General features: G+C 49.0%; 2 protein-coding genes. Both read right to left on the bottom strand.

The annotated features are described in order from the left end of the window. Positions 1-10: 10 nt before the first annotated feature. Positions 11-10,045: a T9SS type A sorting domain-containing protein gene (locus AC23N5_RS29100; protein WP_487758209.1), complete on the bottom strand. Its 10,035-nt coding sequence runs from the start codon at positions 10,043-10,045 to the stop codon at positions 11-13. Between the two features lie 389 nt (positions 10,046-10,434). After that, on the bottom strand, positions 10,435-17,835 hold the full coding sequence (locus tag AC23N5_RS29095) for a T9SS type A sorting domain-containing protein (protein WP_487758208.1): 7,401 nt from the start codon (positions 17,833-17,835) through the stop codon (positions 10,435-10,437). Positions 17,836-17,981: the final 146 nt, after the last annotated feature.

Here is a 17,981-nt window from a genome sequence, read left to right as displayed (position 1 = left end):
TTTTCACATTTTAATTCACTTTTACCACCTTCAGCGTCGCCTGCTGGTCGGTTGCCCTCACCTTCAAGAAATACATCCCCGTCGGTAACTCACTCACCCCAAATTCTTCTTGGTGAGTATTGGTTTCGGGCACAAATTGGCGACGCAAAACTTCCCGACCTGTTGCATCCGTCAACGCAGCTTGCACTGTTTGCCCTTTGCTGTCTTGCACCTTCAGACGCAGAATGCTGGTGACGGGGTTGGGAAGAACCGTGACGAAGGCGCCGTTATCGGTTAGCTGTTTTCCGTTATCCGACCCTTGCCCTTCGCCCCTTGCTCCTTGCCCTTTGCTTTTTGCATCTTCACTATCCGCTGACCTTGCTGCTCCCACACCTACCCCGTCTTTCGACTGAATGCGGAACCAGTATTCTTGATAAGCCAGCACGTTGCCTTGCGGCTTGCGCGTTGAGGGATAAATGCTGCCCCAGCCCTTTTGGTCCCAGTAACGAATGCCTAACTTGTACAAACCTTTGGGTAACCCTGCATCATATACGTTACCGCCTGCACCGTTGTCTTGGTAAAAACCGTACGCGGGATGATTCTGAGCGTACAACTCCGTCCAACCTTCGCGGTTGGCATACATGAAATACGGCGCATTGTTCTCGTGCGTGTTGAACGAACGAATTACGCCCATTTCTGGCGTCGCCAACATATCAAATGTCAATGAGCCGTCAGTGCTTAATCCGCACGCTTCTACGTTGATGGTCCAGTAGCGTGGTGCCATTTTGTTGGCATTTTCTACGTAAAATAACGTCGGGTTCACTTGCGTACTTTGTTCTAATTCGGGGCCACCGTCGCGGGTGATGAATTGGCTTGTCCACAACGACTTGTCATTCGCTAGCTTTACCGCCGACTTACTTTCGCCGATGTTGATTAACGTTACCACAAACGCATTCCAATAAATATCCTTGCGAACACTTTCTGAGCTTTGGCAACCACCATCAAAAAGACACTTCGCCCAGTACGTTTGCTTCGTCACGTTGTTAAAGGCCACTTCAAAACTTGGCGCAGTGACCCCCGTGTTCCAAAACGTCTGACTTCCTGCGGGACAGTTGGCTGAAATCGTGACCGTTGTACCCGTACAAACAATCTCTTGGCTTGCCGTAATCACGGGAGCTACTTGCGTTGGGGTTAACGTAAACGTCACGACATTGCTTTTTTCACTTACGCACCCATTTTCCGTTTGACAACGCGCATAGTACGACGTCGTTTGACTTGGAACAGTGGCGGGTAAGCTTGGCAGAGCAACATTCGTGGTCGCATTGTACCAAATCGTGCGCAAACTGCCGCACGTTGATTGACCACTGAAACTCGCCGATGGGTTACAACTGCTCGTCGGTGACAATGATACCGTCGGTGCCGATGGAATGGTAACCAGTTTTAACCGCATTACCCCCGACTCTGACTCCACACAAGAAGGCGTTCCGTCTGATTTACGGCAGCGTACACGGTAGTTGTGATACTGATTATCAACCAAGCCAGCTGGTACGCCTGCGCTGTATTCGCCACCGTCAACGGAATAAAGTATCACTTCACCCGTGGCACAGTTCGCATTAAAAGTTAGCGTAGTAGTCGCTAGGCTACACACTTCCTTCGTCTCACCTACGGCTACCGTCACCCCGTCCACCAACAGTGACACGTTTTGCGGCGTTGAGGCGCGGTTATTAATCGTCAATTCTATCACGCCCGAATAAGTCGAAGCGCAATTGGCATCACAAGCCGCTTGGTAGCGGTGAAGTTGGTTATTGGACGATTGGGAAACTGGTGCTGTCGCCGACCAGTCGCTCCATGCACCACTGCCCACTTGGCTACGCCAAACGGGTGACCCCGAAACACACAAACCCGAAACCGTAAACTGCAAACCGTTAACTGGATTGGCGTCTGTATCGCAGAAGGTTTGAGAATTACCTTCGTTCAACGTTTGTTGAAGAGTTGTTAGCGTAATCGTTGGTTTGCTTATTACCGTCAGCGTCGCAGGGTCGGAGTTGGTATTGACAGTTGCCCCGATGGCCACGCAGCGGAATTGATACCCATTTAAGCCCGCAACATTACTGATTGTGAGGGTAGCGGTTGTGCCGTTGGCATAAGGTGCCGAGGCGGGTACGTTGCTCCAGCCACCGCCCGAATTCAACTGCCATTGGTAGCCTGTTGCGTTGGTTGCGGCAGCCGTAAAGCTCGCCGAACTGCCCGAACAACGACTGATTGCCGTGGGTTGGGTTGTAAACACAGGCGCAAGTGCCGTGTTATTGAACGTAAACGGCACGATATAACTACACGCACCCCCTTGAGGCGTAACTTTGGCGTACAACGTTTGCACACCTGCTGGCAGCCCCGAAGGCACAAAGGTATTGGGTGCCGTAAATGTCCCCGCTGGAAGCGTCGCCATTGCATCGGTATAAATGCCGTTGACAACACCATTGTACGTACCGCCGTAGGTAAAAATTGGCGTAGGCGTGTTGTTAACGATAAGTGATGCGTTCGTAGCGTTGGTGACAGTACCTGTGAGTGAGCCGTATTTTAATACGCCGTCATTGGTAAAGGTGCCGTTATTTTCAAGATTATCAGCCACTTGCACGAGGCCCAAGTTGGTAAAGGTAAATCCAGGGCGGTTTATTAACACCCCTTTTAATACGATGATTTTACTACAGGCGTTGTTTATCACTAAGTCTCTGTTTATCAGGCCATGTGTATCTACCTCCCCTGAGCTTGTGATGGTGATAAGGGCGTTATTGGTAAATGTACCCTCCGAGTTTAAAAAACCACTTTTGGCGTTGTTGATGGTTATTTCCCCGCCCAAGTTGTTATTAAACAAGGTGTTATTTTCAATTCCCTTTATGGCTTCTGTAGCAGCTAAAGTGCCGAGCTTAATTTTGGCGGCGTTGGTAAAAGTACCCCCCGTCTGATTAACTAGGTAATTACTTCTTGCGCCATCTATTTCAATGACTCCGTCGGCGCTGTTGTTGAAGATACTCGTATTAACCAGCCCTTCAGACCCACTTTCAGGCCCACTGTTCACCTTGATGCTGAGCTTGGCGAGGTTCGTCATAGAGCCTGACTCATTGAATACCCCCCGCGTTGCGTTATCAATTTTAATTTCTCCGTTGGCATTATTTTGGAAAGAGCTATTGAGGTTTCGGATGCCATTGGTTGCCCCATCGACCTTGATTTTAGCCACGTTGGTCAACGTACCGCCACCTGTATTAAACAATCCTACTTCCAGTGGCGGCGTTATGCTACTTATGATGGATACCTCCCCGCCCGCCGTATTGGCAAAAGCCCCTCCGTCATTTACAAGCCCCCGATTTCCCACGCTGGCCGTCGCTCCGATGGTGATTTTGGCGGCGTTGGTGAAATTATTTTTGTTTAAGAATCCAACTTGTGTTGACCTGTCAATCTTGATTTCTCCTGCATTATTGTTGAACGTAGCTTCGTTTAACAGTCCACTGCCCCCCACACTGGCCACAGCGCCAATGGTGATTTTAGCCGTATTTGTAAATGTACCACCTGCATTAGACAAACCTACGTCTGTTGACCTGTCAATTTTTATCTCCCCTCCTGTGTTGTTAAAAATTGAGGAATTATAAACTCCATACATTCCCACACTTGTAGTAGCTCCGATGGTAATAGTGGCCACGTTAGTAAAAGGCCCATCACTATTTAACAAGCCCGTTGTTGTTGAATTATCAATTTTTATCGCTCCGCCTGTGTTATTAAAGGTTGTGGAATTATAAATCCCATACAGTCCTACACTTGCAGTAGCTCCAATGGTGATAGTGGCAGTATTGTTAAAGGTGCCTCCATAATCATTCCTCAAACCAAAAGAAGTTGACCTATCAATCTTAATCTCTCCTCCTGTATTGTGAAAGGTTGAGGAATTGTAAATTCCAGACTTTCCTACACTTACAGCAGCTCCGATAGTGATGGAAGCAGCATTGGTGAAAGTGCCTGCCAGATTATACAAGCCAGCTTCCGTTGAGTTATCTATTTTAATTTCCCCCCCTGTATTGTTGTTAAAAGTAGCGCGGTTGAGGAGTCCATATGCCCCTACACTGCCAGTGTTCCCCAAAACAAGCTGTCCGTTGTTCTGCACCGTGCCTGCATTGTGAAATCCAGCAAAAAAAGCCCCTACCTTTCTTGTTCCATTGATGGTCAGGCTCTTGGTTGCCGCAATGGTCAACACAGCCCCCGCCTGTACCTCCACCGATTTGGCCACGGCAGCGGTGTTGATGACGGGTTTGTTGGTGGTGTTCGGAATCACGACGTCGTTGGTAGCGGTAGGTACACTTACTGGCGACCAGTTGCAGGCGGTGTTCCAATCCGTATCTACCAAGCCTGTCCATGTGAGGATACCCGTGGGGGTTGCAACGAGCGCACACGCATCGTAGGTAAACGGCACTACATAAACGCATCCGCCACCTTGAGGGGTGATTTTGGCGTACAATGTTTGCACACCTGCTGGCAACCCCGAAGATGCAAACGTATTGGGTGCCGTAAATGTCCCCGCTGGAAGCGTCGCCGCCGCATCGGTATAAATGCCGTTGACAACACCATCGTACGTACCGCCGTAGGTGAAAATTGGCGTAGGCGTGTTGTTAACAATGAGTGATGCGTTCGTAGCGTTGGTGACAGTACCTGTGAGTGAACCGTATTTTAATACGCCGTTGTTGGTGAAGGTAGCACCAGAAGCTTTCTGTAATAAACCACTTATTTGAATTAACCCTTGGTTGGTTGTTACAGAGTTATTTTGATTATAATAATCGCCCGTTACTTTCAACCTGCCACAAGCATTGTTGACAATTTGTTCAGTTCCCAAAATTTCTACCTGACCACTTAGGTCTATCAAACCTGAATTATTGATACTTCCACTTCCCCCGCTCAATATTACCGATGAAGAAGTGCCAGTACTGAAAATAGAAGCGCCACTTTCGTTGGTAAGCGTACCAGAAACCACATAAATACCAATATGCCCGTTTGTATTAATCGTTCCTCCCCCTTTATTAGTAATAGCACCACTATTCAATCCGATACATTCATTAGGAGGATTCTCTACATTTAAAACACCGTAGTTTACAATGTTGCCATTATTTACTTCCAATCCAGACAATGCGCTTGAGCCATTGGAAGCTATATTTATCGTGCCTTTGTTGATTAACTCTGCTGCATCATTCACTCGAATCGAAAATGTGGTAGATGAAATTGTTAGTGTAGCGCCCGCATTTACGGTTAAGCTTGCTCCTGAACCAGTTATGGTTATTTTTTGAGCCACACCTGTTCCTGAACCAATAATGGGATCATTCGTTGTAGCAGGAATCACTACGTCATTGGTAGCCGTAGGTACGCTGGCGGGTGACCAATTGCAGGCGGTGTTCCAATCGGTATTTACGCTACCCGTCCACGTGAGCGTACCCGTGGGAGTTGCAACAGGCGCGCACACTTCGTAGGTAAACGGCACTACATAAACGCATCCGCCAACTTGGGGCGTAATTTTGGCGTACAATGTTTGCACTCCTCCTGGCAAACCCGAAGGCGTAAACGTATTGGGCGCGGTAAATGTCCCCGCGGGAAGCGTCGCCGCCGCATCGGTATAAATGCCATTGATGACACCATCGTACGTACCGCCGTAGGTAAAAATGGGCGTAGGCGTGTTCTTAACGATGAGTGATGCGTTCGTAGCGTTGGTGACAGTACCTGTGAGTGAGCCGTATTTTAATACGCCGTCATTAGTAAACGTACCGTTATTGTCAAGAGTACCAGCTACTTGAACCAGCCCCGCATTGGTGATGGTTCTGGAGGCATTGTTTTGGAGAATGCCTGACGCTACAATGAGTTTGCCGCAAGCAGTGTTATTGATTGTACCATCGTTTGCCAGCCCGTAAGACCCAGACCCAATACTTACCGTAGCTCCAATAAGAATGGTGGCGGCATTGGTCAAGGTACTGCCTGCAGCAGTAGATAGAGCACTAATACTCGCATTATCAAGGGTAATGGTACCACCGGAGTTATTAGTAAAGGACGCACCATTAAAAATGCTATACCACCCTATACTTCCCGTGGCACCGATGGTGATTTTATCCTCATTGGTAAAGCTACCGGCTCTATTGCGCAAGCCCGCAAGCGTAGAATTATCAATCCTAATTTCTCCACCAGTATTGTTATTAAACGTTCCGTTACTACTATTATGAATGCCATACTGCCCTGTACTGCTCGTAAATCCGATGATAATTTTGGCGGCATTGGTAAAAGTAGCACCATCATTCTCCACACCCTGCCCTGTTGCATTGTCAATCCTGATTTCTCCTCCGGTGTTATTATTAAAAACAGCATAATTATATATCCCGGTACCTCCCACACTCGCCGTAGCCCCAATGGTAATTTTAGCAACATTGGTGAAAGTGCCTCCCAAATTCCACAAACCTATTTCCGTTGTGTTATCAATCTTGATTTCTCCGCCTGCATTGTTGTTAAAAATAGCTTGATTTTTAATACCCCTAGGCCCCACGCTTGCCGTAGCTCCTAGGGTGATTTTAGCCGCATTGTTAAAAGTAGCTACTTCATTATTTAGGCCTATAATCGTTGATCGATCAATCTTGATTTCTCCTCCCGCGTTATTGTTAAACGTAGCGCCATTAGCGTTACCTAGGCCGACGCTTGCAAGTGCCGTAGCCCCAATGGTAATTTTGCTTGCGTTAGTAAAAGTACCTGGTGGATGAATCGACAAATCCCCACTTGTGCTAAGTAAACCAACCGCCGTTGTATTATCAATGGTAATGTCGCCGCCCGCATTGTTAAAAAAAGTGCCTCTATTATCAAGGCCATTAACCATAGTAGGAGTTATTGTTCCAATAGAAATTTTAGCAACATTAGTAAAAGTACCTCCTACATAATTGTATAAACCAGCGGTGCTACTTTTATTAATGGTAATTTCACCTCCTGTATTATTGTTGAAAGTAGCAGTATTATAGAGCCCAGTAAACCCTACCCCTGCGTTTAATCCGATGGTAATCTTGGCTGCGTTGGTAAAGACTCCTCCATCAATATTCTCTAAACCGCCCTCCGTTGCTCGGTCAATTATAATCTCTGCTCCGAGGTTATTGTTGAACGTACCCGTATTTACAAATCCATTACTGCCAACACTGCTCGTGTTGCCCAAAATAAGCTGCCCGCTGTTGTGAACCGTACCTGCATTAAATAGACCAGACGTTGTACCTTCAATGAGCTTTGAGCCATTGATAGTCAAACTCTTTGTAGCATTAATTGTCAGCACAGCCCCTACCTGTACCTCCACAGTCTTCGCCACGGCGGCGATGTTGATGACGGGTTTATTGGTGGTGTTCGGAATCACTACGTCGTTGGTGGCCATAGGAACGCTGCTAGGCGACCAGTTGCAGGCCGTGTTCCAGTCGGTATCCACTCCACCCGTCCACGTGAGCGTACCCGTGGGGGTTGCAACAGGCGCACACGCCTCGTAAGTAAACGGCACCACATAAACACACCCGCCACCTTGGGGGGTAATTTTGGCGTACAACGTTTGCGAACCCGCTAGCAAACCCGAGGGAGTAAACGTATTGGGCGCGGTAAATGTCCCCGCTGGAAGCGTCGCCGCCGCATCGGTATAAATGCCATTGATGACACCATCGTACGTACCGCCGTAGGTAAAAATTGGCGTAGGCGTGTTGTTAACGATGAGTGATGCGTTCGTAGCGTTGGTGACAGTACCCGTGAGTGAGCCGTATTTTAATACGCCGTTGTTGGTGAAGGCCCCACTGTTAGTCAGATTGCCAGCTACCTGCATGAGACCAGCATTGGTAATGGTTTTGGAGGCATCATTTTCAACAGTGCCTCTTATCATAATGACTTTACCGCAAGCAGTATTGTTAAACGTAGCCATGTTCCAAAGCCCGCTCCCTACCTCTGTATTTGCCCCAATGGTGATGGTTGCTGAATTGGTAAAGGTGCCGCTAACAGTACCTATAGCTGCTGTTATTGTATTATCAATGCTGATTTCTCCTCCAGTGTTGTTGTTAAAAGTTCCTTGGCTGAGAATGCCTGCGTTTCCACTATTGACTCCCCGTCCAATCGTAATTTTTGCCGTGTTCGTAAATACACCGCCTTCATTGCTCAAGCCGTTATTATAAAAAAAATCAATTTTTATTTCTCCGCCTGTATTGTTGAAAGTTCCAAAGTTCCGAATTCCATTATCCCCAATAAGTGCTAAAGCACCGATGGTAATGTAGCCAGCGTTAGTGAAAGTGCCAGTGATGTTTTCTAAAGCTATATTAGCTGACCTGTCAATTTCTATCACAGCCCCCGTATTATTGTAGAAGGTAGCTCGGTTGTAAATTCCATATATTCCCAAGGCAGAGCTATTTCCCAAAATAAGTTGTCCATGATTTTGCACTGTCCCTTGGTTGTATAAACCCATGGTACGTGTGCCAACACCAATTAGGTACCCTTTGGAGCCATTGATGGTCAGGCTCTTTGTGGCCGCGATGGTAAGCGTTGCTCCTGCCTGTACCTCTACCGATTGAGCCACAGCAGTTGTGTTGATGGTAGGTTGGTTGGCAGGAGTACTGGGTATTGTTACATAATTGGTGGCCGTAGGCACGCTGCTAGGCGACCAGTTGCAGGCCGTGTTCCAGTCGGTATTTACTCCGCCCGTCCACGTGAGTGTGCCCGTGGGATTTGAACCTCCACCCGCACCGATGGTGAGCGTAGCGGCATTGGATGTAACCGTCGCCCCACCAGGGCCAGTTGCCACACAGCGGTATTGGTAGCCATTCAGGCCATCCACATTGCTAATGTTGAGCGTGGCCGTGGTTCCATTGGTGTAAGGGCTCGTGGCGGGGACATTGTTCCAACTACCGCCCGTATTGAGTTGCCATTGATAACCTGTGGCGTTGGCAATCGCAACCGTAAATGAGGCAGAGCTCCCAGCACAGACCGTTTGACTGGCAGGCTGCGTAGTGAAAGTAGAGGCCGTGGCCACTTCAAACGTAAAGGGTACAATTTGGGGGCACGTACCACCTGAGCGCGTGATGTTGGCGTAGAGTGTTTGCGAACCCGCCGATAAACCAAAGTGCGTAAAGGTATTCGTTCCTTGGTTAAAACCACCTGCCGAGGCCGTAGCCGCCTCATCTTTATAAATTCCCTCCACCGTCAAATTATTCGCTGCCGCAAACTCAAAAATACTGGTCGATGTAGCGTTGTTGAAGATTCGGATGGCATTGTTGGTGTAGGAAGGGCTAGGATTGGCAACATAAATAATTCCATTATTGATAAAATCCGCCGCGGGGCCATTAAGATTTAAGGGGGCGCTGAAAAAGCCTTCGTTGAGGATTTGGCCTGTATTGAACACTTGTCCTGCGAGCAGTTTTACCACCCCACAAGGGTAATTGTGAAACAGCCCCGCGTATTTTTCTATCTGTCCTCCCAAGGTCATTTTACCGTGGTTTTGTACCATTTCGGGGGAAGTACTACCCGATAAATACATGGAACCAGAGAACCCCGCAAAGCTAAGTGTCCCACCGGCTTGGTTTAGCAATACCGCGCTCTCAACTATTCTAATCCCATAGAAACCAATCGTAGCTCCCGTCAGCGTAGCCCCCGCGTTATTAGTAAACTGCCCATTCCCTCTCAACTGTACCGCACTGGCAGGAGAGCCCAATTGATTGACAGTAATCGTTCCGTTGTTTTCGACCGTCCCACTGACAGACAGCGCATCATCACTCCCACTTCCATTAATCGTCAGTTCCTTACTGGCATTGACGGTGAGGGTTGCCCCCGCCTCTACTACCAAATTCTGAATAGAGGCATTGGTATTCAACACAGGATAACGCGCCAAGCTTCCTGGAATGTTTACTTTATTGGCATTTGTAGGTGCTACATTCGTGGACCAGTTGGTGCCCGTTGCCCAATCGGTATCCGTAGCTCCTGTCCACGTAATGGTTTGGGAAAATGCTTGCTGACTCAGCAAGATTAACCAAATGAAGTGTACTAGTTGTTTCATAAAAAATTAGAGTTTTTGATAAAAATGAACTTGGATGTCTGTTTTTTTAGATGCAGCAAAGCAGTAATAAGACCCCCAAAATGACGATGATGGAGAGTTTTGTCATGGTTGAGAAAAGGGTAAAAGTGTTGTGTGTTAAACCGCGTTTGTACGCTCACAAACATACGCTCACCACCCCGAATGGTATTAACTCTAATGTTCCATCTTTTGCTCTAATGTTCCATCTACCAAATTTTCTTTTGCTCTAATGTTCCATTTCTTTTGCTCTAATGTTCCACTCGCTGATTATCAGATAGTTACAAAAAGCCATTTTCGGCCATTTTTACAAAAAAGAGAGCCCCCAAAAATTGGAGGCCCTCTAAGCACTACGATATTAAAGCTACTACATTTTAATTCATTTTTAGCACTTTCAAGGTCGCTTGTTGGTCGGCGGTTGTCACCTGCAAGAAGTACATTCCTGCTGGCAATTCACTTACCCCAAACTCTTCTTGGTGCGTGTTGGTTTCGGGTACAAATTTACGACCCATCACTTGGCGACCCGAAGCATCCGTCAAAACCGTTTGCACCACTTGCCCCTTGCTCTCTTGCACCTTCAGACGCAGAATGCTGGTGACGGGGTTGGGGAGAACGGTCGCGAAAGCGCCGTTATCGGTTAGCTGTTGTCCGTTATCCGACCCTTGCTCTTCGCCCCTTGCCCCTTGCCCCTTGCTTTTTGCCTCTTGCCCTTCGCCATTTGCTCCTTGCCCTTTGCTTTTTGCCTCTTCGCTCTCCGCTGTCCTCGCTGTGCCTACGCCTATTCCATCTTTCGACTGGATTCTGAACCAGTATTCTTGGTAAGCCAAGACGTTGCCTTGCGGTTTACGGGTGGATGGGAAGATACTGCCCCAACCTTTCATGTCCCAATAGCGAATGCCTAGTTTGTACAAGCCTTTGGGTAAACCTGCATCGTAGGAGTTGCCACCTGCGCCGTTGTCTTGGTAGAATCCGTAGGCAGGGTGGTTTTGAGCGTATAGCTCCGTCCAGCCTTCTCGGTTGGCATACATGAAGTATGGTGCATTGTTCTCGTGCGTATTAAACGAACGAATCACGCCCATTTCGGGTACGGCCTGCATGTCAAAGGTCAATGAACCGTTTGTGCCCAAACCGCACGCATCCGCATGTATCGTCCAGTAGCGAGGGGCCATTTTGTTGGCGTTTTCGACGTAAAACAACGTCGGATTCACTTGCGTACTTTGTTCCAATTCGGGGCCACCGTCGCGGGTGATAAACTGGCTCGTCCAAGCCGAACGGTCGTTGGTTTTGATGGCAGATTTGCTTTCGCCAATGTTGATCAACGTCACCGTAAACGCATTCCAATAAATATCTTTACGAGCACTTTCAGCACTTTGACAACCACCTGCAAAAATACATTTTGCCCAGTACGTTTGCTTTATTACGTTGCTGAAAGCCACTTCAAAACTTGGCGTAGTCACACCTGTGTTCCAGCTCGTGGTGCTTCCTGCGGGACAGTTGGCCGTAATCGTCACCGTTGTACCCGTACACACAATCTCTTGACTGGCCGTAATCACGGGCGCTGCTTGTCCCGACGTTAGCGTGAACGTCACCACGTTGCTTTTCTCGCTTACACAGCCGTTTTCCGTTTGACAACGAGCATAGTACGACGTTGTTTGGCTTGGAACGGTTGATGGCAAACTTGGCAAAGCCACGTTCGTGCTGGCATTGTACCAAACTGTGCGCAGGCTTCCGCAAGACGATTGTCCGCTGAAACTTGCCGATGGGTTACAGCTACTTGTTGACGACAACGAGACCGTCGGTGCCGATGGAATGACCACCAATTTTAACCGCATCACGCCCGACTCCGATTCCACACACGATGGAGCGCCGTTCGATTGGCGACAACGCACGCGGTAGTTGTGGAATTGGTTGTCCACCAAAGCCGTTGGAACGACCGCGCTGTACTCGCCACCATCGACTGAATAAAGCACTACTTCTCCCCCAGCGCAATTGGCGTTAAATGTGAGGGTCGTATTGACCAAGCTACACACTTCTTTGGTTTCGCCCACAGCTACCGTCACGCCGTCCACCAACAACGACACATTTTGCGGTACCGAAGCACGGCCAGTAATGGTCAATTCAATTGGTCCTGTGTAAGTTGCGGGACAAGCCGCGTCGCAAGCCGCTTGGTAGCGATGGGGTTGATTATTGGAGGATTGGGAAACGGGGGCTGTCGCCGACCAGTCGCTCCATACGCCATTCCCTACTTGTACTCGCCAAACAGGATTGCCTACCACACACAAACCCGAAACCGTAAACTGCAAACTGTTCTCAGGATTGGCATCTGTGTCGCACAAGGTTTGAGAGTTACCTTCAACCAAGGTGCGTTGGAGGGTTGTCAGCGTAACCGTTGGTTTGCCTTGTACCTTCACCGTAGCGTTGCCCGTTTGCGCTTGGCTACAATTGGCAGCCGACACGCTCACGAGGTCATACACAAATACGCCTGCGGTCGTGGTGGGTTGCGTCACCGTAGCGGTGTTGGCGCCACTGGCCGACGAAACGCTTTGCTGCGGCCCGCCGTTGATGCGGTAGCCAAACGTATAAACGCCCGTTCCGTTTGCGCCCGTAAAGGTAATGGTCACCGAAGCTGCATTTTGGCAAACTGTAGTTGAGCCCGCAATGCTGGCCGTCACCGAGGAAGGGGCATTCAGCGTGTACGGCCCCGCCAAAGTCACGTCACAACCTTTGTATGTTATCTTAAAATCGCTGTAAGTACCTGCGCCAAGACCCATTAGGATAAACGAATTTCCTGCTGCTGATACACGGGCAGAAGGCGCCCCCAGCGGGATTGTCGTCGTCACAGCGTTGCCATCTTTCTTGTAACTCAAGGTATAATCCCCCGCTGGCAAGCTGGTTGAGAACGATAGTGTGCCGTCCGTTGCGCCGCAAGTGGTAGGATGGCTGCTGCCAGTTTGGGTCAGCGTAAACGTCGGTGCGCTTAGGGTGGCCGTGGCGGCGGCGCTGATGCAGTTGTTCAACGTCACTTTAATGTTCGTGTAAGCACCTGCACCCAAACTACTAATCACCAAACTCCCCGAAGCATCGCTGCCGACCGTCGCCGTCATTGCCGTGCCGCCGTCTTTTTGGTAGCTCACGCTGTAACTGGTGCTCGCCGCCAAACCCGTCAACTGAATGCTGCCGTCGGTGGTGTTGCAGCCGCTCGGTGGTGTTTTGGTACCCACTGCAAAGGTCGGTTTGTTGGGATCGGATAGCGAATAAGGCCCCGCCAAAGTCACCTCGCAGCCAGTATAGGTTATTTTAAAATCGCTGTAAGTACCTGCGCCAAGTTCTGGTAGAACAAAGGTGTTTCCTACCGCCGACACCCGTCCGCGCGACGTACCTACTATAATAGGAGTTGAAAGCGCGTCGCTGCCTTTCTTGTAACTCAAGGTATAATTCCCCGCTGGCAAGCTGGTTGAGAACGATAGTGTGCCGTCCGTTGCGCCGCAAGTGGTAGGATGGCTGCTGCCAGTTTGGGTCAGCGTAAACGTCGGTGCGCTTAGGGTGGCCGTGGCGGCGTCGCTGATGCAGTTGTTTAACGTCACTTTAATGTTCGTGTAAGCACCTGCGCCCAAACTACCCATCACCAAACTCCCCGAAGCATCGCTGCCGACCGTCGCCGTCACTGCCGTGCCGCCGTCTTTTTGGTAGCTCACACTGTAACTGGTGCTCGCCGCCAAACCCGTCAACTGAATGCTGCCGTCGGTGGTGTTGCAGCCGCTCGGTGGTGTTTTGGTACCCACCGCAAAGGTTGGTTTGTTAGGGTCGGATACCGTAAGAATGTCGGCAATCGTAATATCGGTGCTGTTATGCACAATCTTGAAATCTCGGTATGCCCCCGCCCTGAGTCCCGACAAGGTAAAGGTATTGTTGCCTCCACTGCCCGCCGTCACCGAAATAGTGGCAATGCCAGGACTCCCAAGGAAAGTATAATCTAAGGTATAGGCGTTGGTACCTACGGGTAGGGTGGTGGTAAATACCAGCGCGCCGTCCATCGCGCCGCAACCGCTCGGTGGCACCGTTGAACTGTAGGCAAACGTAAAGGCAGACGCAGGCGCACCCACCGTGGCCGAAAGCGCACTGCTGCTGCAACCGTTGATGGTTAAAATGATATTGGTATAACTTCCTCCGCCCAAATTGGCGAGGGTAAGATTGCCATCGGCATCGGAACTGACGGTGGTGGTAACGGCCGTACCGCCGTCTTTTTGGTAACTGATGCTGTAGCTTTTGCTCACGGCCAAGCCCGACAACTGAATGCTGCCATCGCTGCCCCCCACGGTCGTAACGGCCATTGTACCGCTTACGGCAGGGTTGGGCAAATCGCCAATACGGATAACGGGTGAATAGGGAAGTGCACAGTCTGCAGTCAAGACAAAATCCGAATAAATGCCCGCACTCAAATTAGACAAGTTAAACCGTCTAGCCCTACCCACCTGCACTACCGTCACATCAATTGTTACAGTAGTATCATTTTTTTTGTAACTCAACGAATACGTTCCTGGATTGGTTACAGCATTAAATAATACACTTCCGTTAGTTCCCGCGCAGGTAGTGGGAGAAGTAATTGTAACAGGAGAAACGGCTCCTGCCACATAAATCGTCGCCCCTGCGTACGCTACTTCGCACGTACCGTATTGCACTTTGATGTCGGTATAATACCCCTCAGCCGATACGTTGATAACACCTACATTTCCACTACCTTGGTTATATACCTCTATTTGCCCCGATTGGCTAACGCCATTTCTTTTGTAGGTGGCAGGATACGTACTTAAAGTCCCTGTAAAGCCCAGGTTGGTATCAAACACGAGGAGTCCCAATGTTGAACAAGTTGCTCCACGGGTACTCTTTCCGTTGGTCAAAGCTGCCTCTGATACCGTAACTGTACTAGTGACGGCTTGCAGCCAACAGGCTTTTTTGAGGGTGATGGTATATGTACCGATTGATAAATTACCCACACTTAACTGCCCGCTGGCGTTAGACGTTAGGTTTTGGGGAGTGCCTCCTACGCCTATCGTAACGGCGTACTCTGTATTGGGCTCCACGCCTAACAGCAATATACTCCCGTTGTTGTTGGTTGGGCAGTTGGAGGGAGCAATCCCAAGGGGGGTAAAGACGGGTACCGATGTGGCGGGTTGGGTAATGGTGAACGTCCCTCCGTTGAGGTTTTGCACCAACCCAGTATTGGCCGTTATGGTACTAGTGCCCCCACCATCTTCGATGATCACCCCAGCGTTATTGGTCGTGCCTCCGCCTATTATTTCGCTATTTGACTTAATCCACAGCAAAGAACCACACCCTACATTTGAAAACGTACCCAGGTTTCTCAATGCTGTCTGCCCACCCGCAATGCCTCCAACAATGATGCTGGCATAGTTTCTAAAAACCCCACTGGCAATATTGTCTATACCGACACCGTTAGAAGGAAAATTATCAACGGTAATTTCCCCTCCCACATTGTTGTCAACATTACCAAGATTAACAATACCATAGGTAGCCTGTCCCACATTACCAATATTTATCGTGCCTGCATTGGTGAAAGTAATGCCCGTACCAACAATCAGCGCCGCATTTGTGCATCGGCTTATTTTTATCACGCCCCCTGTTTTGTTCTCAAATGTACCAACACATACAATACCATTTTGACCTACAAACTGCGTTTGGCCCACATTCACCGTCCCCGCATTGGAAAACGTAGCATTTGCAGCGTTCTCTATTGCTGTGGTGGATGTATTATCCACCGTAATGGTTGCCCCGGCGTTGTTGTTAAAAGTTCCAAAGTTTACTATCCCTGTAGCTCCCAGCGCATTTTCATTTCCCAATACCAACTGACCGTTGTTTTCAAAAGTCCCACCAACATTATTGGTAAAAGATCTATTATTTCTAAATCCGTTAATGGTCAGCTTTCCCGAATTAGCGATGGTCAGGGTAGCGCTGGAAAATATAGACACTGATTTGGCTTCGGCATCGGTGGTACTGATGGTTGGGTAAAGCGGTGGTGATAATACGGCGCTGATTTGCACATCGTCGGTGGCGGTGGGGACAGTTAGTTTGCTCCAGTTAGCAAAGTTATTCCACTCACCGTTGGCGCAGCCCGTCCATACCAACGTAGTTTCGTTAGCAAGGACATTGATTACACGGCTCCCCGTAGCGCTAATTCCCCCAATAGCAAACTGACTGTAAATACCAACGGGAAGGTTACTTAACGTAAAACTGCCATCATTTGCAATGCTCACCGAAGCGGTGCGGGTTTCGGCCGTAGCACTGCTGTTAGCCTGGTAAGTGTAGCTCAAGGTTTGGGTAGTGCCGCCGTAGCCCATACTCGTAAACGCAATGCTCCCCGTGCCCGTGCAGGTCGTTGGTTGAGTAGCTGTGCCTAAGGTGAGCGTGGGGTTGTCGACCGAGGCCAACAAGCTAAATTCAAGCGTACTACAGGTAGTTCCCTTCACCGTGATGGTATACGTCCCCACGCCCAAAGAGGGAATCGTGATTTCGTTGGTGGTTACTGCCACGCTGGTGGTGGTAGGGCTACCGCCGTCCTTGCTGTAAGTCAGCTCGTACGTATCGTTGACCAAACCTTTGATTTTGATGGCGCCATCTCCGCCGTTGAACGTGGTAGGAGCCCCCCCAACCGCTACCAAGGCAGGGAGTGGCCCCGCACCCACGTCAAACGTGCCGCCGTTGAGGTTTTGTATCAAGCCCGTGTTGGCCGTAATGTTACTGTTGCCCGAAGCTTTTTCGATGATGGTTCCTGAGTTGCTTGTGGTAGCGCCAGAACCGCTAATAATTCTACTATTAGACTGAACCGACAGCAAGGCACTACAACCGTCATTGATAAAAGTAGCTCTGTTATCCAAACCATACAATCCTCCCGCAGTGGCTCCTATTATGATGGTCGCATAGTTTCGGAAAGTGCCAACCCCATTGATAATTCCACTGTCACTGAAATTGTCAATGGTGATGACACCGCCTAAGTTATTATCAAAACTTCCCCGAGAGTTGATACCAACACTACCCACACTTCCACCCACGCCAATGTTGATAGTTCCCGCATTCACAAAAGTGGCCGTTTGCGTCATTTCTATAGCCAAAAGGACACATCGGTCTATTTTGAACACTCCCCCTGTTTTGTTCTCAAATGACCCAACATTGTTTAAAGCAGCACTTCCCACCGACTGCGTTTGACCCACATTCACCGTTCCTGCATTGGTAAACGTACCACTATTATCTATTGCGGTGTTCGAGGTATTATCCACCGCCATGGTTGCCCCTGCGTTGTTTTTAATTGTCCCAGTCACATTGTTTCTAATCCCAAAAAAAGATAACGCACTTTCATTTCCCAACACCAACTGACCGCTGTTTTCAAAAATCCCACCATTGGCAAAAGAAGTATTACTATTAAATCCATTAATGGTTAATTTTCCCGTATTGGCAATGGTCAGGGCAGCGCTAGAAGTCAGGATAGACACCGATTGGGCTTTGGCATCGGTCGTGCTGATGGTTGGGTAAAGCAGTGGTGATGATACGGTTGTGATAAACACATCGTCGGTGGCGGTGGGAACGCCCGCTGGATTCCAGTTGCTGGCGTTATTCCAGTCGCTGGTCCCTGCAGCTCCCGTCCAGGCTTTTGTTTGGGCCAACAGTGGCTGGCTTGCCCCCAGTCCCAGCACCAAAAATAGGCTGGTGAGGTAGGTGATTTTGAGGTGTTTTAAACGTGTTAAGAGATAATGTAGCTTCATATACGTAGTCCGTTAAATTTGAAGCCACAAATAAATAGCAAAAAAAAACGAGAAAAAATAAGGGTTAACCCTTATTTTTTGGATACTTTTATGACTTTTTAAGGGAAATATATGCCAATAAGAACGAAAAAAGCCCCTCTCCAGAA

The organism is Runella sp. R5_40 (assembly GCF_057652295.1).
This window is presented reverse-complemented; position numbering and strand designations above follow the sequence as displayed.

Coding starts and splice junctions, on each gene's coding strand:
- AC23N5_RS29095 (WP_487758208.1), bottom strand. CDS start 17,835: ATGAAGCTACATTATCTCTTAACACGTTTAAAACACCTCAAAATCACC.
- AC23N5_RS29100 (WP_487758209.1), bottom strand. CDS start 10,045: ATGAAACAACTAGTACACTTCATTTGGTTAATCTTGCTGAGTCAGCAA.